This is a genomic window from Sphingomonas lycopersici (assembly GCF_026130605.1).
Lineage (GTDB): Bacteria > Pseudomonadota > Alphaproteobacteria > Sphingomonadales > Sphingomonadaceae > Sphingomonas > Sphingomonas lycopersici.
On the sequence record NZ_JANFAU010000007.1, the window covers coordinates 19,553 to 37,793 of the forward strand.

25 protein-coding genes and 1 tRNA gene are annotated in these 18,241 nt (G+C 68.0%); 8 read left to right on the plus strand and 18 right to left on the minus strand.

Annotation, left to right across the window (positions count from 1 at the left end; translation table 11 throughout):
* From NED98_RS14445 to ftsE, 4 genes are read right to left on the minus strand one after another with little or no spacing between them, the layout of a single operon-like run.
* Entirely contained in the window at window positions 1-687 is a 687-nt protein-coding gene (locus NED98_RS14445; RefSeq protein ID WP_265313494.1) for a lysophospholipid acyltransferase family protein, read from the minus strand.
* A complete protein-coding gene (locus NED98_RS14450; protein ID WP_179512928.1) occupies window positions 684-1,217 on the minus strand; it encodes a YdcF family protein in 534 nt (177 codons plus the stop codon). Before NED98_RS14450 ends, NED98_RS14445 begins: the two co-directional genes overlap by 4 nt.
* Complete coding sequence (locus NED98_RS14455; protein WP_265271157.1) at window positions 1,214-2,089, minus strand: cell division protein FtsX; 876 nt, start codon at window positions 2,087-2,089, stop codon at window positions 1,214-1,216. Before NED98_RS14455 ends, NED98_RS14450 begins: the two co-directional genes overlap by 4 nt.
* A gap of 2 nt (window positions 2,090-2,091) precedes the next feature.
* Window positions 2,092-2,796 (minus strand): cell division ATP-binding protein FtsE, encoded by a 705-nt coding sequence (gene ftsE, locus NED98_RS14460; RefSeq protein ID WP_265271155.1) that lies wholly within the window; start codon window positions 2,794-2,796, stop codon window positions 2,092-2,094.
* Between the two features lie 158 nt (window positions 2,797-2,954).
* Between ftsE and NED98_RS14465 the strand changes: the two genes are divergently transcribed.
* From NED98_RS14465 to NED98_RS14495, 7 genes are all read left to right on the plus strand, one after another.
* A complete protein-coding gene (locus NED98_RS14465; protein ID WP_179512931.1) occupies window positions 2,955-3,713 on the plus strand; it encodes an MJ0042-type zinc finger domain-containing protein in 759 nt (252 codons plus the stop codon).
* A gap of 251 nt (window positions 3,714-3,964) precedes the next feature.
* Window positions 3,965-4,051, plus strand: a tRNA-Leu gene (locus NED98_RS14470).
* 312 nt (window positions 4,052-4,363) lie between these two features.
* Window positions 4,364-4,990 (plus strand): PEPxxWA-CTERM sorting domain-containing protein, encoded by a 627-nt coding sequence (locus NED98_RS14475; RefSeq protein WP_265313495.1) that lies wholly within the window; start codon window positions 4,364-4,366, stop codon window positions 4,988-4,990.
* On the plus strand, window positions 4,974-5,639 hold the full coding sequence (locus tag NED98_RS14480) for a L,D-transpeptidase family protein (protein WP_265313496.1): 666 nt from the start codon (window positions 4,974-4,976) through the stop codon (window positions 5,637-5,639). The genes NED98_RS14475 and NED98_RS14480 overlap by 17 nt, the downstream gene beginning before the upstream one ends.
* Before the next feature lie 80 nt (window positions 5,640-5,719).
* A complete protein-coding gene (locus NED98_RS14485) occupies window positions 5,720-6,244 on the plus strand; it encodes a CAP domain-containing protein (protein ID WP_179512932.1) in 525 nt (174 codons plus the stop codon).
* Window positions 6,245-6,305: 61 nt separating this feature from the next.
* Complete coding sequence (gene msrB / locus NED98_RS14490; protein ID WP_265271147.1) at window positions 6,306-6,701, plus strand: peptide-methionine (R)-S-oxide reductase MsrB; 396 nt, start codon at window positions 6,306-6,308, stop codon at window positions 6,699-6,701.
* Between the two features lie 45 nt (window positions 6,702-6,746).
* Window positions 6,747-8,876, plus strand: a complete 2,130-nt coding sequence (locus tag NED98_RS14495) for a transglycosylase domain-containing protein (RefSeq protein ID WP_265313497.1) — start codon at window positions 6,747-6,749, stop codon at window positions 8,874-8,876.
* Here NED98_RS14495 and NED98_RS14500 read toward each other — a convergent pair.
* The 3 genes from NED98_RS14500 to NED98_RS14510 all read right to left on the minus strand — a co-directional run bounded on the left by NED98_RS14500 (window position 8,846) and on the right by NED98_RS14510 (window position 10,675).
* Window positions 8,846-9,532 (minus strand): M48 family metallopeptidase, encoded by a 687-nt coding sequence (locus tag NED98_RS14500; protein WP_179512935.1) that lies wholly within the window; start codon window positions 9,530-9,532, stop codon window positions 8,846-8,848. The genes NED98_RS14495 and NED98_RS14500 overlap by 31 nt on opposite strands.
* 130 nt (window positions 9,533-9,662) lie before the next feature.
* A complete protein-coding gene (locus NED98_RS14505; protein WP_265271141.1) occupies window positions 9,663-10,094 on the minus strand; it encodes a YcgN family cysteine cluster protein in 432 nt (143 codons plus the stop codon).
* Window positions 10,091-10,675: an SCO family protein gene (locus NED98_RS14510; RefSeq protein WP_265313498.1), complete on the minus strand. Its 585-nt coding sequence runs from the start codon at window positions 10,673-10,675 to the stop codon at window positions 10,091-10,093. Before NED98_RS14510 ends, NED98_RS14505 begins: the two co-directional genes overlap by 4 nt.
* A gap of 65 nt (window positions 10,676-10,740) precedes the next feature.
* On the opposite strand from NED98_RS14510, the gene NED98_RS14515 reads away from it, so the two are divergent.
* The gene (locus NED98_RS14515) at window positions 10,741-11,337 is read left to right on the plus strand and encodes an ankyrin repeat domain-containing protein (RefSeq protein WP_265271137.1); all 597 of its coding nucleotides are present in this window, start codon (window positions 10,741-10,743) and stop codon (window positions 11,335-11,337) included.
* 135 nt (window positions 11,338-11,472) lie between these two features.
* On the opposite strand, the gene NED98_RS14520 is transcribed toward NED98_RS14515, so the two are convergent.
* From NED98_RS14520 to NED98_RS14570, 11 genes are all read right to left on the minus strand, one after another.
* Entirely contained in the window at window positions 11,473-11,973 is a 501-nt protein-coding gene (locus NED98_RS14520; RefSeq protein ID WP_265313499.1) for an MmcB family DNA repair protein, read from the minus strand.
* Between the two features lie 37 nt (window positions 11,974-12,010).
* A complete protein-coding gene (locus tag NED98_RS14525) occupies window positions 12,011-12,661 on the minus strand; it encodes a cell wall hydrolase (RefSeq protein WP_179512939.1) in 651 nt (216 codons plus the stop codon).
* Window positions 12,662-12,820: 159 nt separating this feature from the next.
* Window positions 12,821-13,150, minus strand: a complete 330-nt coding sequence (locus tag NED98_RS14530) for a DUF1491 family protein (RefSeq protein WP_179512940.1) — start codon at window positions 13,148-13,150, stop codon at window positions 12,821-12,823.
* Entirely contained in the window at window positions 13,147-13,602 is a 456-nt protein-coding gene (locus tag NED98_RS14535; protein ID WP_179512941.1) for a PaaI family thioesterase, read from the minus strand. The genes NED98_RS14530 and NED98_RS14535 overlap by 4 nt, the downstream gene beginning before the upstream one ends.
* Window positions 13,589-14,059: a PTS sugar transporter subunit IIA gene (locus NED98_RS14540; RefSeq protein ID WP_179512942.1), complete on the minus strand. Its 471-nt coding sequence runs from the start codon at window positions 14,057-14,059 to the stop codon at window positions 13,589-13,591. Before NED98_RS14540 ends, NED98_RS14535 begins: the two co-directional genes overlap by 14 nt.
* A gap of 18 nt (window positions 14,060-14,077) precedes the next feature.
* Window positions 14,078-14,662: a ribosome hibernation-promoting factor, HPF/YfiA family gene (gene hpf / locus NED98_RS14545; RefSeq protein ID WP_179512943.1), complete on the minus strand. Its 585-nt coding sequence runs from the start codon at window positions 14,660-14,662 to the stop codon at window positions 14,078-14,080.
* A gap of 52 nt (window positions 14,663-14,714) precedes the next feature.
* Window positions 14,715-15,410 (minus strand): DNA polymerase III subunit epsilon, encoded by a 696-nt coding sequence (gene dnaQ, locus NED98_RS14550; protein ID WP_265313500.1) that lies wholly within the window; start codon window positions 15,408-15,410, stop codon window positions 14,715-14,717.
* Between the two features lie 7 nt (window positions 15,411-15,417).
* Window positions 15,418-16,011, minus strand: a complete 594-nt coding sequence (gene coaE, locus NED98_RS14555; protein ID WP_179512945.1) for a dephospho-CoA kinase — start codon at window positions 16,009-16,011, stop codon at window positions 15,418-15,420.
* Entirely contained in the window at window positions 16,008-16,820 is an 813-nt protein-coding gene (gene aroE / locus NED98_RS14560) for a shikimate dehydrogenase (protein ID WP_265313501.1), read from the minus strand. Before aroE ends, coaE begins: the two co-directional genes overlap by 4 nt.
* Window positions 16,817-17,407: a Maf family protein gene (locus NED98_RS14565; protein ID WP_179512947.1), complete on the minus strand. Its 591-nt coding sequence runs from the start codon at window positions 17,405-17,407 to the stop codon at window positions 16,817-16,819. The genes aroE and NED98_RS14565 overlap by 4 nt, the downstream gene beginning before the upstream one ends.
* Window positions 17,407-18,234 carry a pyruvate, water dikinase regulatory protein gene (locus tag NED98_RS14570; RefSeq protein ID WP_179512948.1) on the minus strand — a complete coding sequence of 276 codons (828 nt, stop codon included), beginning with the start codon at window positions 18,232-18,234 and terminating at the stop codon, window positions 17,407-17,409. The genes NED98_RS14565 and NED98_RS14570 overlap by 1 nt, the downstream gene beginning before the upstream one ends.
* Between the last annotated feature and the right edge of the window lie 7 nt (window positions 18,235-18,241).

Sequence of the window (18,241 nt, forward strand, 5' to 3'; positions counted from 1 at the left end):
CTATTTCTCCAGCGCGTTGATCTCCGCCCACACGCGCCGTTCCGCCTCGCGACGCGGCAAGCCGGCGGGGATCGGCGCGCCGATGCGGAAGGTCACCACGCCGGGATGCTTCGCTCCCTTTTTGGGAAGCAGCCGCCCGCTGTCGGTGGCGATCGGCACCACCGGCAGGTCGAGCGCCTTGTACAGCCCGGCAAACCCCGAGCGCAGCGGCGGCTGCTCGCCCGGCGCGACCCGCGTCCCCTCCGGATAGACGATCACCGACCGCCCCGAGGCCTTGGCCGCCGCTCCGTCGCGCATCAGCTGGCGTAGCGCCTTGCTCGAAGCCTCGCGGTCGACGACGATCGATCCGTAGAGCCTCGTCGCCCAGCCCCAGATCGGAATCCGCATCAATTCGCGCTTGAGCACCATCGCCGGGCCGTCGAGAATCAGCTGCAGCTCGAGCGTCTCGTACATCGCCTGATGCTTGGCGGCGTAGAGAAACTGCCCGCGCGGCACCGCCCCCTCCACCCGGCTCTCGATCCCCAGGATCGTGCGCATCGCCCAGCGGTGGACCCTCGCCCAGAAATGCGCATAGCCGATCATCGCGCGCTGCCCGGCGAGCGCGACGAGCGGCACGAGCAGCACGATCGGCACCGATACCGCGTAGAAGAAGGTACGAAACGCGATCGTCCGCAGCCAGTCGCTCATTTGCCGACGCCCAGCCACAATACGATGCGGCGTAGAATCAACTTATTGTATTCGTTCACTAATTGCCTCAGTCGTGGTTCGGTCGAGACGCCGTCGCGGACGATGACCGCATCGTCGTCGAGCGCGGCATGCAATTCCATCCGCGCGCGCGCCATATGCCAGTCGGAGGTGACGAGCCGCACCGAACGATAGTGATGCTGCCGCACCCAGCCGGCGGTCTCCTCGGCGTTGGAACGCGTATCGACCGCCTGCCGCCCGAGATCGACGCAGCAGTCGATCGCCGCGGCATGACCGAAGACGTCGGCGAGATCGCTCTTGCTCACCCCCGGCGCCACTCCGGTGACCAGCATCCGCGTCGCGCGCTTTTCCTCGATCAGCGCCAGCCCGCGCGCGATCCGCCCCGCCCCGCCGGTCGGCACGACGATCGCATCGGTCCGCGCGACATCCGAGGGCTGGGCGAGCAGCAGCGTGAAGGCTGCGAAGCCCAGCCCCCATGCCACCGCGATCAATCCGATCAGCCGGCTGATCATAAGATGCGCCCCAGCGCACGCGTCACCGCGATCCGCGCGGCGAGCATCGCCAGCAAAGCGAAGACGAGCGGCAGCAGCGCGAGCATCAGCCACGCCCCCGCCCCCAGCCCGGCGCCGCCGAGCAATTCCGACCCGAGCCCCGACGCGCGCGCGCCGATCAGCGCCACCGTCGCCAGCGCCGCCGCGCCGCCCGCCACGCCGCCGACCAGCGCATCGCGCGCGATGCGGCGCTGGAACAGCCGCGCGATCTGCACGTCGGTCGCGCCGAGCATATGCATCACCTCGATCGTTGCGCGATGCGCGTCGAGCCCGGCGCGCGCCGCGACGACCACCACCGTCGCGGTCGCGGTTGCCATCAGCGCGACCAGCCCCAGGCCCAGCCAGGTCGCGAACGACAGCATCCCGGCGACGGAGGCCATCCAGCTGGCATGCGCGTCGATCCGCGCCGCCGGCGCCACCCCGCGCACCGCCGCGGTCACCCGGGCGAGCGTCGCGGGCGCGGTGTCGGCGAGATCGACGTCGATCATCGCGGGCAGCGGCAGATCGGCGTCATTGGCCTCCGCCCCCAACCACGGCCGCAGCAGGTCGGCGAGCGCGGCGCGGCTCACCGGGGCGACCCGCGTCACCCCCGGCGTCGCGCGCAGCCGCGCCGCGAGCCGCGCCGCCAGCGCCGCGCGCGCATCGGGCGCGCCGCTGGTCAGCTGGACGGTCAGCCGCCCGGCGATCGCGCGCTCGAGCGCCCCCGCCGCATTGCGCGTCGCCAGCCCCATCGCGGCGGAGAGCACCGTCAGAAACAGCATGATCGCGATCACATAGCTCATCGCGCGTCCGTCGCGCGCATTGTCGAGCAACCGGGCGGTCGACGCTGCCATCGTCAATCGCGCCGCGCGGGGGGATTGCGCAGCAGCCCGGTCGGATCCTGCAGCCGCCCGCGATCGAGCCGCATCATCTGCGCCTCGCTCACGCGATTGAGCAGGTGCAGATCGTGGGTCGCGACGAGCACCGTCGTCCCCAGCCGGTTGAGCGAGTCGAACAACAATAACAGCCGCTCGGCCATCTCGGGATCGACGTTGCCGGTCGGCTCGTCGGCCACGAGGATCTCGGGCCGTCCGATCACCGCGCGCGCGATCGCGACGCGCTGCTGCTCGCCGCCCGACAGCGTCGCGGGACGCGCGCCGCCGCGGTCGCCCAGCCCGACCCAGGCGAGCATCTCGCTGACCGGGCCGGCGACGTCCGCCTCGGGCACCCCGGCGACGCGCAGCGGCAAGGCGATATTGTCGGCGATCGAGAGATGCGGGATCAGCCGGAAATCCTGGAACACCACCCCGATGCGGCGGCGGAATCCGGGGAGGCGGCTGCGCGGCATCGTCACCGCATCCTCGCCGAACAACCGGATGATCCCGCGGCTCGGGCGCTGCGCGAGATAGAGCAGGCGGAGCAGCGAGGTCTTGCCTGCCCCGCTCGCCCCGGTGAGGAAGTAGAAAGCGCCGCTCGCCAGCGTGAAGCTGATGTCGGACAGCGTCTCCTGGCCGGTGCCGTAGCGCAGCCCCACATTTTCGAACTGCACGATATTCGCCATTGCCGGCGCCGTTCCGCCCTACCCCATCATCGGCTTCGCCATCGCACGACGCGGGGCATCGCTTCAAGGCCGCGTTACCGACACTCATCGCTTGCCAGCGACGCGCTGAGCGTGTTTAGATTCACGGATTCAAGCCCAGCGCAAGCGGTTGTCGCGACATGATCCTCGAATGCCCCGAATGCCGCACCCGCTATCTGGTCCCCGACAGCGCAATCGGGCTGACCGGACGCGTCGTGCGTTGCGCCAATTGCCGTCACAGCTGGTTCCAGGAGCCGAGCGCGCAGGCGATCGAGGAGGCGCAGGCCCCCGCGCCGGCGCCCGTTATCTCGCCCGCGGCTTCGGCGGCCGAGGCCGCGCCGCCTGCCCCCCCCGCCCCGCCTGCGCCGCTCGCCGGTATTCCCCAGCCGGCGGAGGTCGCCCCGCCGCCGTCCCCGGTGGCCGCGCCCGATTACGACGCCTTCGCGCACCGCCCGCCGTTCCGCCCGCGCCGCGATCAATCGCGCCGCTGGACGATCGCGGCGGTCGCCGCCGGGGTGCTGATGCTCGTCGCGGTGGCGGCGATCATCTGGATGAGCGCGCCGGGGCTCGCGCAGCAGCTCGGGCTGTCGTTCGGCCCCGGCGAATCGCCGCTGCGGCTGGTCGACAATCCGATCGAGCGGCGCGAGATGGCCAATGGCAGCGAGTTGTTCGCGATCTCGGGCAAAGTGCTCAACCCGTCCGACACCCGCCAGCGCGTCCCGGACATCCGCGCCGACCTGCGCGATGCCAAGGGCCGGATCGTGTTCAGCTGGACGATCACCCCGCAGCAGCGTTCGCTCGGCCCCAAGGGATCGATCGATTTCAATTCGGCCAAGCTCGACGTGCCGGCCAATTCGAAGCGGCTCGAACTGAGCTTCGTCGGCGAGAACGCGAAATAGGCGATTCCGCTGTTGGGCAAATGCAGCTTCGCCGCATTTACGGCGCCGGCCCGCTCCCGCACCCGTCCTCCCACGAGCATATCCTGATCGGACGTCGGGTGGAGGAGCGGGCCGGCGCCGCGCGACTGACCCAAAGCGTCATTTCCAAACAAACCAAGATCAAATCTTTCGCTGGGGCATTGCCAGCCCCGTAGGGCTTTGCTAGGGGCGCCGTCCTGCCAGTCGCCGGGCCCGCCCGGTAGACATCACGTGCGGTCGTGGCGGAACTGGTAGACGCGCAACGTTGAGGTCGTTGTGTCCGAAAGGACGTGGAAGTTCGAGTCTTCTCGACCGCACCAATATCCCGCCTGACCGGCCGGGATCGCCCCGCAAGGGGCCTTTCATAAACTTCGCAGAATCGGCGCCTTTCCGGGATCGGGAAGGCGCCGGCGCGACTCGCGCGCGCCAAGCGAAATGTTAACCATTTTCGTCGCAAAGTCCGGCAGCGAACAAGACAACCGTTTACCGCAAATCTTATTAAATTGTCGCAATCCGGGACAGTTTTGGCTATGTCCGGCGGCAACAGGTGGGATCAACGGGGTGGTCCGTCGTGATAAAAGATATGCCGATCCCGATGGGGGAGGGGCGTAGATCCGGGTGTTCGGCGTATGATGGTTAACAAACGCAGATGGCGCAAGGGGCTGACGCTGGCGGGGTTGCTGATCGCAACCGGGACCGGCGCGGGCTATGTCGCGGGCGACAAGAACGGTCTCGGTGCCGGCATCAGTGCCGCGTCCGCCGCCGTGACCGCCGCGCTCGCCGATCCGCTGGCGATGTTCACCGATCGCTCGCCCGGCGGCCGCGCCGCCGGCGCGCTGACCCAGACCAAGGGCCCGCGCGAGCGCGTCGCGACCAATGTCCGCCACCGCCCGCCCGCGCCCAAGCCGGCGACGCCGGTCGAGCGCGTGCTCACCTCGCTGCGCGAGCGGCCGCCGATCATCGCCGACGTGCCCGATCTGCCGTTCGGCGCGACCCCGCCTTATGTGCCGCCCACCGATATCATCAGCCCGCCCGTCGGGCCGGGGCCGGTACCGATCGTGCCGTTCATCCCGCCGCTGACCAACGGCGGTGGCAGTAGCGGTGGCGGTTGCTGCACGCCGCCCGTCACCCCACCCGTCACCCCGCCGGGTGGCGTGCCCGAGCCCGCGACCTGGGCGATGATGCTGATCGGCTTCTTCTCGATCGGCGCGGCGCTGCGCCGGCGCGGCCGAGTGGTGACCATTGTCGCTGACCGCTAAACTCTCCCCCCGCTATCTGGGACAGAAGCTGGCACGGCTCGCCGTGCCGCTCGCGCTGGCCGCGGCGGCGATCGCCGGCGGGGCGGCGGCGGCGCATTATTACACCAAGCACCATCTGACCGACCCGCCGGTACAGGTGGTCGAGCGTGGCCCGCGGCTATGGTATCCGGTCGGCCAATATCCCGCGCTCACCTTGCCCGACGGCGAGCGCCGTGCGGTGAAGAGCGTGCTCAACGTCCGCAATACGATGCATTACGGCGATTATGTCTGGAACGAACAGCATATCCCGGCGGGTGACATCTGGGTGCGGATCGATCTCGCGCGGCAATTGCTCTCGGTGTTTCGCGACGGGCACGAAATCGGCTCGGCGGTGATCCTCTACGGCACCGACGGCAAGCCGACCCCGACCGGGGTGTTCCCGATCCTCGAAAAGCGCGAGACCCATGTCTCGTCGCTCTATGACGCGAGCATGCCCTATATGATGCGGCTCACCGGAGACGGGGTGGCGATCCACGCCAGCAACGTCCGCCGCGGCGCCGCGACCCACGGCTGCATCGGTATCCCGCCGTCCTTCGCCGCATTGCTGTTCAAGGCGGTCAGCAACGGCGACAAGGTGGCGATTCTCCCGCCGCGGGAAAAATCATCGTAAACGAAGGGATAACCACCCCCTTCAACCGCCTGCTGACGCTCGCATGACAGAATCGGCCCATCTTTCGGAATGGGCCTGCCATGTCGCGTCGTCGTTTGACATCGCTGATCGCCAGCCTCGGGCTGCTGTTTTCGTTGCCGATCATGGTCGGTGCGACCGATCCCACGTCCAATTTCGCCGATCGCGTGCTCGGCAGGCACAACCGCGAGCGCGTCGCGATGGGCATCATGCCGCTCAAATGGGATCCGATGCTCGCCGCCTCGGCGCAGGACTGGGCCAATTATCTCGCGCGGAGCGGCCGTTTCGAACATGCCCCCGAACGTCCGTTCGATCCGCAGGGCGAGAATCTGTGGGCCGGCACGCGCGGCGCCTTCACGCTCGAACATATGGTCGACGCCTGGATCCGCGAGAAGCGCTTCTTCACCCCCGGGGTGTTCCCCAACAACAGCACGACCGGACGGGTCGAGGACATCGGCCATTATACCCAGCTGATGTGGCGCGATTCCGGCGAGGTCGGTTGCGCGATCGCGCGCGGGCGGATCGAGGACGTGCTGGTGTGTCGCTACAGCGACGCCGGCAATTATATCGGCGAACGCCCCTTCTGAACCGGTCCGCAGCGCCGACGCCGGCTTGACGCGCCCCGCCGCGCGGCGGAGAATCACGCGCATGGAACATCTCGATCTGTCCGAGTCAGAATGGCGCCGGCGGCTGACCCCCGAGCAATATCACGTACTGCGCGAGGCCGGGACGGAGCGCGCTTTTTCCGGCAAATACAACGACAACAAGGCCGACGGCATCTATCATTGCGCGGCCTGCGAACTGGAATTGTTCGATTCGGCGGACAAATATGATTCTGGATCGGGCTGGCCCAGCTTCACCCGGCCGATCGCGCCCGATGCGGTGACCGATCATAGCGACACGAGCCACGGCATGACTCGCGTCGAAACGCGCTGCGCGCGATGCGACAGCCACCTCGGCCACGTCTTCCCCGATGGCCCCCCGCCGACCGGGACGCGCTATTGCATGAATTCGGTCAGCCTCGATTTCCAGCCGCGCCGCTAGACTTGTTAAGGACAGGCTAAGCCTCTATCCGTTCTAGCCGATCCGATGGCCCGCGCCCCTCGTCCCCGTTCGCCCTGGCGCCGTCGCCTGTCGCTTGCCCTCAAGCTGCTGGTCGTCGCCGCATTGCTCGCGCTCGCCGCGCTGATCACCGCGGTCTATGTCACCCGCGCGCAGCTCCCCAGCTTCGAACAGCTCAAATCCTCGCCCAACGGGCAGATGATCCGCGTCCACGCCGCCGACGGCACGGTGATCGTGTCGATGGGGCCGAGCTATGGCGACTGGCTGAGCTATGACCGCATTCCCAAGGTGATGCGCGACGCGACGATCGCGGTGGAGGATCGTCGCTTCAACAGCCATATCGGGGTCGATCCGATCGGGGTGGCGCGCTCGGTACAGGTGCGCCTGTCGCGCGGCCGCTGGGTGCAGGGCGGCTCGACGATCACCCAGCAGCTCGCCCGAAATGTTTTCCTCAACAATCAGAAGAAGTTCGGCCGCAAATTCCGCGAATGGATCCTCGCACTGGCGATGGAGCGGAAGTTCAGCAAGGACGAGATCCTCGAACTCTATCTGAACAAGGTCTATTATGGCGGCGGCGCTTACGGCATCGACGCCGCCTCGCGCAAATTCTTCGGCCACGGCGCCGATCATCTGTCGCTGCCCGAGGCGGCAATCATCGCCGGGCTGGTCAAGGCGCCGTCCAATTATTCGCCGACCGCCGACGCCGCCGCTGCGGTGGGCCGCGCCTCGGTGGTGCTGCAGGCGATGCAGGACAATGGGATGATCTCGGCGGGCGAGGCGACCGCCGCCGATCCCAAATCGGTCGCGCTGGCGCCCGAGCCCAAGCAGAATAGCGTGCGCTATTTCACCGATTGGGCGCTGCCCCAGCTCGAATTGCTGATCGACGAGACCGAGAAGCCGCTCGAGGTGTGGACGACGCTCGATCTCAACATGCAGCGCGACGCCGATGCCGCGGTGCGCGCCAACGCGCCGAACGGGGCGCAGGGCGCGTTGGTCGCGCTCGATCGCGACGGCGCGGTGCGCGCGATGGTCGGCGGCAAGGATTACGTCTCGTCGATCTACAACCGCGCCACCCAGGCCGAGCGCCAGCCGGGCTCGGCATTCAAATTATTCGTCTATCTCGCCGCGCTCGAGGCCGGGAAGACTCCCGAATCGACCGAGATCGACGAGCCGGTGACGATCGACGGCTGGTCGCCGCGCAACGATTCGCGGCGCAATTCGGGGCAGGTGACGCTGCGCACCGCCTTTGCCTATTCGCTCAACACGATCGCCGCGAAGCTCGGCCAGCAGGTCGGCTTCGCCACCGTCGCCGATATGGCGCGGCGCTTCGGCATCACCACCACGGTCAACACCCACCCGTCGATGGTGCTCGGCACCTCCGACGTGCGGCTGATCGACATGACCCGCGCCTTCGCCAGCGTCGCCAATCAGGGCGTCGCGGTGACCCCCTATGGCATCCTCAAGGTCACCGCGAACAATGAGGTGATCTACCAGCATCAGGTCGATCGCAGCCGCGTGCTGGTCGCGCCCCAGGTCGCGGCGCAGATGATCGACCTGCTGCAGACCGCGGTGAACACCGGCACCGGCCGCGCGGCGCAGATCGGGCGCCCGGTGGCGGGCAAGACCGGGACGACGAGTTCGTCGAAGGACGGCTGGTTCCTCGGCTTCTCCTCGGGGCTCACCACCGGCGTGTGGATGGGGCGCGACGACGCCAAGCCGATCGCCGGGCTCCACGGCGGCACCGCGCCGGCGCGCGCCTGGCACGATTTCATGATCAAGGCGGTCGCCAACCGCCCGATCGAGCAGTTCGAGACCCAGGTGACCTTGCCCGAGGCGCAGCTCGAACCCGACGCCGAAAGCTATTACGGCGGCCCCGACAACGGCCTGTTCGTCGATCCCGACGGCAATCCCGTCACCGGCGGGATACCCGGCGCCGGCGCGGGCGATCGCCAGCCGCCGCGCAGCGAGCATCTCGAGATCGACGACGACGGCAATCCGATCATCCCGTCGCCGCCGCCCGAGCGGCTCGATCAGGACTGGATCGACCGCGTCACCGGGCGCGACGCACGCCGCGATCAGCGCCGGCCGGTCAATCCCGCGCCGGGCAATCGCCAGCCGCCGCCCAATTATTCGACCGAGCCGCGCCCGAACCAGTGAAGCGACGCGCCGTGGCGGCGCAGCCACGCGCGCTCGGCCGCCGGATCGCGGCCGTAGAGCGTCGCGACGAGCGCGTGGAATGCCGCGCTGTGGTTCATATGGACGCGGTGCGCGACCTCGTGCGCGGCGGTCGCGCGACGCACCGCGCGCGGCGCGAGCGCGAGCCGCCAATTGTAGCGGATCGCGCCCGACGACGCGCAGCTCCCCCAGCGCCCGCGCGCGTCGCCGATCGCGACCTTGACCACCTTGACCCCGGCGAGCGCGGCATAATGCGCGGTATCCTCGCTCAGCAGCCGCAGCGCCTCGCGCCGGAGCCACGCCTCGATACGGCGGCCGACGGTTTCGCGCGGCCCGCCGGTCAGCAGCCGATCGTCGATACGCGCCACGCGGCGCGAGCCGGTCTCGTCCCATTGAATCGTCAGCACGGCATCGTCGAACGGCACCGTCGCGCCGGGCGCGAACGGCCGCGCCTCGGGCAAGGCCGCGCGTTGGCGGGCGAGCCATTCGCCTTGCGTCGCCGCCCAGGCCAGCGCCGCCTTGGCCGAGGCGCGCGCCGGGATCACCAGCCGCACCCGCCCGCTCGCCGGATCGAGCGACAATTTCGCCCGCCGCGCGCGCGGATGCCGGACGACGTCGATCTCCGCGCTCTCAGTCATGCGGTTTCACCGCCTTTTGCGGCACCAGCCCGCACCCGACCTCCCACGAATGTATCCTGATGGGAGGTCGGGTGGGGGAGCGGGCTGGTGCGGCACGAAATGGACCGCAGGGGCATTTCCCAGGAACTGCTCACAGGATCCGATCGACCATATGATGTTCGAGGTCCCCGGCATCGTCCTCGCTGATCGTCCAGCCGCGCGTCGACTGGCCGGCGCGGTGCACCGCCTCCGGGTCGCCGCAGACGAGATAATGCCATTCGGGGAGCGGCTCGCCCGCGGCGCGCAGGCGATAGGCGCAGGTCGAGGGCAGCCAGTCGATCTCATGCACGTTGCGCGCATTGAGCCGCACGCATTCGCTGACATAAGCGTGGCGGTGGCGATAATCCGAGCAGCGCCCGGCACCGCGATCGAGCAGGCGGCAGGCGACGTTGGTCGGGATCAGCTCGCCGGTTTCCTCATCCTCGAGCTTGTGGATGCAGCATTTGCCGCAGCCGTCGCACAAGGCCTCCCATTGCGCGCGGTCGAGCTTGTCGAGCGGGGTATCTTCCCAGAAGCGGGTCATCGCGCCCAGCGCTCGATCTCGTCGGCGATCGTGCGCGGCGACCCCTCCTGCGACAGCAAGGCCAGCGGCTTGCCCGCGGGCGACATCAGATAGGCGGCGCGGCTGTGATCCATCATATAGCCGCCGGCATTGCCCTTACCGCGCGCATAATAGACGCCATATTCCTTGGCGATCGCCGCGATCTGCGCCGGCGAGCCGGTCAGCCCGATCATCCGCGGGTGGAAAGCGCCGACGAATTCCTTGAGCACCGCCGGGGTATCGCGCGCCGGATCGATCGTCACGAACACCGGGACAAGGCGCGCGCCGAGCGCCGGATCGTCCTTCTCGACCATCTTCACCGCCGCGCCGATATGCTGGACGTCGAGCGGGCAGACGTCGGGGCAGAAGGTGTAGCCGAAATAGACGATGCTGTATTTGCCGGCGAGGTCGCGCTCGGTCGTCGCGCGGCCATTCTGGTCGGTCAGCGAAAAGGCGCCGCCGATCCGCGCGCCCTCCAGCGGCGGGCGCGTCGGCTGTTGCGCGGGGGAGCAGGCGGCCAGCGCGAGCGTGGCGGAGATAAGGATCTGAACGTGCAGCTTCATAGCATGGCGAGAGATGATCTGTTAGAGGCGGTATCGCAACCTCCCGAGGACGCAAAGATTCGACGATGAAGCGTATCCTTTTTGCCGCCGCGATCCTCGCCGGCACCGCCGCGCTGCCCGCCACGGCACAGCAGCAATCGCAAAGCTACAAGTTCCTCCAGGCGGTGAAGGACGGCAAGGGCGACGAGGTCACCAAGATCCTCGACCAGCCCGGCCAGCGGATCATCAACACGCGCGACGCGACCACCGGCGACGGTGCGCTGCATATCGTGATCAAGCGCGGCGACGACCTCTATCTGCGTTACCTGCTGTCGCGCGGCGCCGATCCCAATTTGCGCAACGGCAAGGGCGATACCCCGCTGCTGATGGCGATCCAATATGGCCAGAACGGGCTGGTCGACACGTTGCTGCTGGTCAAGGCCAACCCCAATCTCGCCAATAGCTCGGGCGAAACCCCGCTGATCCGCGCGGTCCAGCGCCGCGATCTGGCGCTGGTGCGCACCCTGCTTGCCGCGGGCGCCGACCCCGATCAGACCGACAATGTCGCCGGCATGTCCGCGCGCGATTACGCCCATGCCGATTCGCGCACCCCGGCGATCGCCAAGGTGATCGACGAAAAGCCCAAGACCGCCGCCCGCGCGGTCGCCGGGCCGAAGATGTGAAGGGTCGCTAGGCCACCTCGCCGCTCCCCTCCCTGGTGAAGGGAGGGACCGGCGGTGGGTGGGTATGAGGCGGTTGCTCCGGTATCCTCTCGGGCCAACCCGCCCCTCACTTGTTCAAGCGAGGGGAGAAAATCCTTAAAACCCCGGCCCGGCATCCGGGTCGGCGAGCGCGATCAGCCGGCGGCCGGCGCGGCGCGCGAAGGCGAGGGTGCAGCGCTTGCGGACATGCGCGGCGAGCGGGTCGGTCCGCGCCTCGCGCACCACCGCCGCATCGTAGCGATCGGCGACGATCAGCCCGGTCCGTTCGGGCAGAAACGCCGGGCCGTCGATCGGCGAGGCATCGAATCCCGCCGGCACCGCCCAGAAGAAGCGGTCGCAATGCGCCAGATAATCCTGCCATTTGCCGTCGCCGAGCAGATCGGCGCGCGACACCTTGATCTCGACGATCGTGATCCGCCCGCGCGCGTCGAGCGCCATCAGATCGGCCCGCCGCCCACCCTCCAGCGGGACCTCGGCGATCGCGACCAGCTCATGCCGCAACAGCATCCGCGTGACGCCGCGCGCGACATCGGCAGCGACCAGCGCCTCGGCCGGGCTCACATCGTCCACAGACGAAAAGGGCGGGGTGACATTCACCCCGCCCCTTTAGAACATCATGAGAACAAAAGGAAGATCAGCGGTAGAAGATGTGGTTGCCGATCGTCGCCACGCGCGTGCGGCCCCAGCCCGGCGCGGCGCGGCGGGCGTGGAAATAGAGCGCGTCGTCGGCGTTGCTTTCCCATGCGTCGTTGAGCGCGACCTTGGCCACCGCGAGCGCGGTGCGCCACGCCGGGCGCGACGGATCGACCGCCGGCACGCGGCCGCCGCGGACGAAGGAGAATTGCCCCGGCTGCTTCACCACGTCGCAGATCGTGTCGCCGAAGCGGCCCGAATCGGCGCGGTTGAGGATCACCTCGGCCACCGCGAGCTGGCCGGCAAGCGGCTCGCCCTTCGATTCATAATAGATCGCGCCGGCGAGGCAGCGCATGTCTTCGTCGATCTCCCCACGCGTCTGCTGCGCGGCGACCGCGGCGGCGAGCGTCGGATAGGCGATCGCATCGCCCGGCTGCGTTTCATCGGCGACGGCAGGCGCCGGGGCAGGGGTGGGGGTGGTGACGACGGGAGCGGGAATATAAGCCTGAACCTGCGGCGCAGCGGCCGGCTGGATCGTGGCGAGCGCGATCGGCGCTACTTCGGCCGCCAGCCCTGCGCTGCTCTGCGCGGCGAGGCCGATGATAGAAAGGGTCGCGACCGCGGCAGCCGCGGCCTTCGAGAAAAACGACATTAACCAACAAACATAGGCGGTTGGGACGCGAAAACGCGATCGCTGTGGGTTACGATCGGCCGGGATCCCCCCCGACTGCGTCACCGAACGGATCGCACCCGCACTCGGCACAACGCTGAGATATGAACGCTGGCTTACTCGTTTTGCGGCGCAACTAAGTCAATCGTCGCCGATCGTTTCAGCGGCGAACCGTTTCGCCTGCGGGATATCCAGAGCAACCACCCACAGGTCGGGATCGCGTTGCCGGCGCCGTTTCCAATAATCGTCGAGCGATTCCGGCGCGCCCGCCTTGGGCCCGGTTTCGATCAGCCCGCGCATCCCGTCGGGGCCGATACCGCGTTCAAGAATCACCTTTTCCAACTCGTCGACGATCAGGATCGCGCCGGCCTGGGCATCGCCGCGCGCGCGGATCACCGCAATGCCCCCGGCGTCGTTCACCCGCCTGAGCAACGCACCGACCAGGAGGTCGCTGGGCAGCCTGCCGCTCAACGCGTGCGATATCCCGGCAGCCCGGCGAGCGCGATGCGGCTGCGCATGAAGGTGCCGGTGCCGCGCGCCACTTCCTCGCCATCGGCGTCGACCAGCCGCGCGTCGCCGACGAATACGCGGCGATGCCCGCTGATCCAGCGCCCCTCCGCCACCACCGGCCCCTCGGGCAGCGGGCGGGTGAACAACAGGCTGAATTGCGTCGTCAGCAGGAAGCGATCGGTCACCATGCTGTTGCAGGCGTAGAAAGCCGCATCGTCGAGCATCTTGAAATAAGCGGTGCCGTGGGTCGCGCCGCCGGCGTGGAAATGCCGCGCATCGACGGTGAAGCGGATCCGCGCCACCCCGGATTCGGGGATTTCGAGCGTCGATTCGAAGAAACGGTTGATCGGCGCGGCGGCATAGAGCGATTCGAGCGCGCGGAAATGCGCCTCGGCGCCTTCAGGCGGCGTCACGCGTCTCGTCCGCCGTCAGCAAGGCGTAGAAAGCGTCGCGCGACGCCGCACCGCGCAGCTTGTCGACGAATTCCCGGTCGCGGAACCGCCGCGAGACGCGCGCCAGGGCCTTGAGATGCTCCGCCCCCGCATCGGGGGGCGAAAACATCGCGACGACGATATCGACCGGGGCATCGTCCACCGCGGCGAAGTCGATCGGCTTGGCGAGCCGCGCGACCATCACCACGATTTGCGCGACGCCGGCGATCCGCGCATGCGGAATCGCCACCCCGCCGCCGAAACCGGTCGATCCGAGCCGCTCGCGCTCGGCGAGCGCGGCGGAAACGGTCGCGGCGTCGAGCGCCAGCGCGGGCCCGGCCACCTGGCCGAGCTGGTGGAACAGCGCTTTCTTGCTCGATACCGCGAGGTCGACGAGAATGAAGTCAGGCGACAACAGGTCGCTCAAATCACTTGTCATATCAATGATGTGCGTCCTTCAGCGCGCGCGCTGCGGCTCGACCCAGCCGATCGTCCCGTCGCCGCGACGATAGACCATATTATAGGCGCCCGTCCCTGAATTGCGGAACAGCAGCGCCTGGGTGTTGCGCAGATCGAGCATCATCACCGCATCGGAAACGCTGGCATCGGGCACATCGACGCGGGTCTCGGCGACAATCAGCGGCGCATCGCCCGCATCATCCTCGTCGGCGACCTCGGCGAAGAGCGTATAGCCGGCATTGTCATAGCCATTGGCCTGCGCCAGCTCGAGCGCCTTGTCCGCCTGCCGATCCTTCAACCGTCGCATATAGCGTCTGAGCTGGGTTTCGATCCGGCTCGCCGCGCCATCGAAGGCGAGATGCGCGTCCTGCGCGGTGTTTCGCCCCTTGAGCACCAGCCCCTTCATCACATGGGCGACGATATCGCACGTGAATCCAGCGTCATGCGGCCCCTTGCCGAAGGTCACCTCGGCCGAGATCGCGCGCGAGAAATATTTGTCCGCGATACCCTGAAGTCGTTCCCCAACATGTCCCTTGAGCGCAGCGCCCGTAGCGACCTGATGACCAGAAACGCGGATATCCATCGGCTCTTCTCCTTCAGGGGCGCCGGGCCTGACCCCGGACGCCCGGTTCGCGTCACGCGGACGCGTCGCTCCCCCAGATCGGGTTCTTTACCCGTTCCAAGAACGCGGCATGAGCGGCAAGTTCTTCGTCGCTCACCACAAAAACACGTGCGGGCCGCACCACCGAGGCAATTGCCGTGCGGACCGGCGCGGCCGTTTCCGCCACCGCCACCTCGCTGACCAGGCCAAGCCCGATCTGGCGCCCGCCCATCAGCTCGACATAGACCTGCGCGAGCAGTTGCGCGTCGAGCAAGGCGCCGTGCAACACGCGATGCGATCGATCGATCCCATAACGCGAGCAAAGCGCATCGAGCGTGTGTTTGGCGCCGGGATGCTTCGACCGTGCGATCGTCAGCGTATCGACCATCCGCGCCATATCGACCGGCGGCCACCCGTGCTGCTTCAACTCGCCGTTGATGAACCCGAAGTCGAACCCGGCATTGTGCGCGACGAGCGGCGCATCGCCGATGAAGTCGAGCAATTCCTCGACACGCTCGGCGAAGCGCGGCTTATCCGACAGAAAGGCGTCGGACAGGCCGTGGACCGCAAATGCCTCCGCCGGCATCGCGCGATCGGGGTTGAAATAAGCGTGGAAGGTGCGCCCCGTCTCCACGCGGTTGACGATCTCGACACATCCGATCTCGACCAGCCGGTCGCCACCGGAGAAGCTGAGCCCGGTGGTTTCGGTATCGAACACAATCTCCCGCATGGCCCCGTTATCGGCCTGTCGGGCGCGACAGGCAAGCGATCACCGCACGGACCGCGGCACGCGTTTCTTCGAGCGGGACATCGGTCGGGATGACGAAATCGGCCTGCGCGCGCTTTTCCGCATCGGGGGTCTGGCGGGCGAGAATCGCATCGAACTTCGCCGCGGTCATCCCCGGGCGTTCGAGCGTGCGCGCGCGCTGCACGTCAGGCGCGGCGGAGACCACCGCCACCTTGTCGACGGCGCGATTCCCCCCGGTTTCGAACAGCAACGGCACGTCGAATAAAACAATCGGCGAATCAGCATGTTCCGCCAGAAAACGCGCACGCTCGGCGCCCACCGCGGGGTGAACGATCGCCTCCAGCGCCTTCATCGCCGCATCGTCGCCGAGCACCGCCGCGCCAAGCCTTTGCCGGTCGACACCGTCCGCCCCGGTGGTGCCGGGAAAGCGCGCCTCGATCGCCCCGACCAATGCCCCGCCGGGCCCCTGCAGCCGGTGCACCGCGGCGTCGGCGTCGAACACCGGCACGCCCTCCGCCGCGAACATCTTCGCGACGGTCGATTTGCCCATCCCGATCGATCCGGTGAGGCCGAGACGAATCATCCGGTCAGCCGCTCACGCAATTCCGCATCATGGACGCGCGGCGCGGGGCGGCCGAAGAACAATTCGAACGCCATCGCCGCCTGGCCGATCAGCATCTCCAGCCCGTCGATCGTCTCCAGCCCGCGCGCCTCAGCCTGGCGCAGCAGGTCGGTTTCGAGCGGGGCGTAGACGATGTCGTAGACGATCGCATCCTCGGGCAGCGGCGTGAGGTCGATTTCGAGCGGCGGCTGGCCCTTCATCCCGAGCGCGCTGGTGTTGACCACCAGCTGCGCCGGCGGGAGCGCGGCGGACAGCGGGAGCGCATCGCCCTTCAACCCGAATCGCGCGAGCAACGCGGCGCCCTTTAACGGGCTGCGGTTGAGGATCGTCACCGCGCCGACCCCGGCCCGCGCCAGCGCGAACAGCACCGCGCGCGCCGCGCCGCCGGCGCCGATCACCACCACCGGGGCGCCGGCCAGATCGACCTCGGCCAGCGGGGCGTAGAAGCCCGCCGCGTCGGTATTGGTGCCGAACACGCGGCCATCGGCATCGCGCACGATCGTGTTCATCGCGCCGATCGACTCGCGCACCGCGCCGGGATCGTCGACCAGATCGAGCATCGCGATCTTGTGCGGGATCGTGACGTTGCAGCCGCGCCACGCATCATCCCCACGCCGCTCGGCGATGAAGCGCGCGAGATCGTCCGCCATGACATGCGTCGCGCGATAATCCGCCTCGATCCCGAGCTTTTCGAGCCAGAATTCGTGGATCAGCGGCGATTTCGAATGGGCGATCGGATCGCCGATCACTTCGGCATAGGGACGGTTCATGCCAGCAGCACCCCGCGTTCGCGCAAATAGGATAGGAGCGGGAGCAGCGGCATACCGAGCACGGTGAACTGGCTGCCCTCGATCCGGCTGAACAATTGCACCCCGGGACCCTCGATCCGGAAGCAGCCGACGCAGCCGGCGATCGCGGGCCATTCGGCATCGAGATAGGCCTCGATAAACGCCGGGGAGAGCGGCCGGACGAACATCCTGGCGCGGTCGACATGCCGCCATACCGCGCGGCCGCCCTCGGCGATCACCGCCGCGCTGACCAGATCGTGGCGCTTGCCCGACATCAGCCGGAGATGCTCGGCCGCCTGATCGCGGCTCTCGGGCTTGTCGAGGATCGTTCCGTCTTCGAGTACCGCGAGCGAATCCGAGCCGAGCACCAAAGCCTGCGGCTCGCGCTGCGAGACCTTCAATGCCTTGAGCTCGGCGAGCGCATCGGCGAGATCGCGCGGCGGACGCCCGGCGAGCGCAAGCTTGGCCGCGGCTTCGTCGACATGCGCGGGCTGCGCCGAAAACGGCACCCCCGCCGCGTCGAGCATCGCGCGGCGCGAGGCGGATTGCGAGGCGAGCACCAGCTTCATCAATCGGTCACCACCGCATTGCCCTGTCGTTCGTTGCACAAGGCGATCACCGCCGCGGCGGTCTCCTCAATCGAGCGGCGGGTGACGTCGATCACCGGCCAGCCGTTGTCGGCGAACATGCGGCGCGCGAAGGCGATCTCACGCGACACCGATTCCTGATCGACATACGCGGTCTCGGGCGCCTGATTGAGCGACAGCAAGCGGTTGCGCCGCACCTGGATCAGCCGGTCGGCGCTGGTGGTGAGCCCGACGACCAGCGGCTTCTTGAGCCGGTAGAGCAACGCCGGCGGCGGGCTTTCGACGACGATCGGGATATTGGCGACCTTATAGCCGCGATTGGCGAGATAGATGGCGGTCGGCGTCTTGGACGAGCGGCTGACCCCGGCCAATACGACATCGGCCTCCTCCCAATCCTCCGCGCCGATCCCGTCGTCATGCGCGATCGTAAACTGGATCGCGTCGACGCGTTCGAAATAGGCCGCATCGAGCGCATGCTGGCGGCCGGGGCGCCCCTTGGCCTGCTGGCCGAGCAGATCGGAAAGCGCATCGGTCACCCGGTCGAGCGGCGCGACCATCGGCAGCCCGAGCGCCTGGCAGCGCTGTTCGAGCGCGCCGCGGGTCGCCGGATTGACCAGAGTATAGATCACAAGCCCCGGATTTTGCGCGATTTCCTGAAGAATGCGATCGAGGTGCGCCTCGGTCCGCACCATCGGCCAGAAATGCCGCACGGTTTCGACATCGTCGAACTGGGCAAGCGCGGCCTTGGCGATATTCTCCAGCGTCTCGCCGGTGGAATCCGACAAGAGGTGGAGGTGCAGCCTGATCATCAACCGA

Coding starts and splice junctions, on each gene's coding strand:
- NED98_RS14445 (WP_265313494.1), bottom strand. CDS start 687: ATGAGCGACTGGCTGCGGACGATCGCGTTTCGTACCTTCTTCTACGCG.
- NED98_RS14450 (WP_179512928.1), bottom strand. CDS start 1,217: ATGATCAGCCGGCTGATCGGATTGATCGCGGTGGCATGGGGGCTGGGC.
- NED98_RS14455 (WP_265271157.1), bottom strand. CDS start 2,089: ATGGCAGCGTCGACCGCCCGGTTGCTCGACAATGCGCGCGACGGACGC.
- ftsE (WP_265271155.1), bottom strand. CDS start 2,796: ATGGCGAATATCGTGCAGTTCGAAAATGTGGGGCTGCGCTACGGCACC.
- NED98_RS14465 (WP_179512931.1), top strand. CDS start 2,955: ATGATCCTCGAATGCCCCGAATGCCGCACCCGCTATCTGGTCCCCGAC.
- NED98_RS14475 (WP_265313495.1), top strand. CDS start 4,364: ATGGTTAACAAACGCAGATGGCGCAAGGGGCTGACGCTGGCGGGGTTG.
- NED98_RS14485 (WP_179512932.1), top strand. CDS start 5,720: ATGTCGCGTCGTCGTTTGACATCGCTGATCGCCAGCCTCGGGCTGCTG.
- msrB (WP_265271147.1), top strand. CDS start 6,306: ATGGAACATCTCGATCTGTCCGAGTCAGAATGGCGCCGGCGGCTGACC.
- NED98_RS14495 (WP_265313497.1), top strand. CDS start 6,747: ATGGCCCGCGCCCCTCGTCCCCGTTCGCCCTGGCGCCGTCGCCTGTCG.
- NED98_RS14500 (WP_179512935.1), bottom strand. CDS start 9,532: ATGACTGAGAGCGCGGAGATCGACGTCGTCCGGCATCCGCGCGCGCGG.
- NED98_RS14505 (WP_265271141.1), bottom strand. CDS start 10,094: ATGACCCGCTTCTGGGAAGATACCCCGCTCGACAAGCTCGACCGCGCG.
- NED98_RS14510 (WP_265313498.1), bottom strand. CDS start 10,675: ATGAAGCTGCACGTTCAGATCCTTATCTCCGCCACGCTCGCGCTGGCC.
- NED98_RS14515 (WP_265271137.1), top strand. CDS start 10,741: ATGAAGCGTATCCTTTTTGCCGCCGCGATCCTCGCCGGCACCGCCGCG.
- NED98_RS14525 (WP_179512939.1), bottom strand. CDS start 12,661: ATGTCGTTTTTCTCGAAGGCCGCGGCTGCCGCGGTCGCGACCCTTTCT.
- NED98_RS14540 (WP_179512942.1), bottom strand. CDS start 14,059: ATGACAAGTGATTTGAGCGACCTGTTGTCGCCTGACTTCATTCTCGTC.
- hpf (WP_179512943.1), bottom strand. CDS start 14,662: ATGGATATCCGCGTTTCTGGTCATCAGGTCGCTACGGGCGCTGCGCTC.
- dnaQ (WP_265313500.1), bottom strand. CDS start 15,410: ATGCGGGAGATTGTGTTCGATACCGAAACCACCGGGCTCAGCTTCTCC.
- coaE (WP_179512945.1), bottom strand. CDS start 16,011: ATGATTCGTCTCGGCCTCACCGGATCGATCGGGATGGGCAAATCGACC.
- aroE (WP_265313501.1), bottom strand. CDS start 16,820: ATGAACCGTCCCTATGCCGAAGTGATCGGCGATCCGATCGCCCATTCG.
- NED98_RS14565 (WP_179512947.1), bottom strand. CDS start 17,407: ATGAAGCTGGTGCTCGCCTCGCAATCCGCCTCGCGCCGCGCGATGCTC.
- NED98_RS14570 (WP_179512948.1), bottom strand. CDS start 18,234: ATGATCAGGCTGCACCTCCACCTCTTGTCGGATTCCACCGGCGAGACG.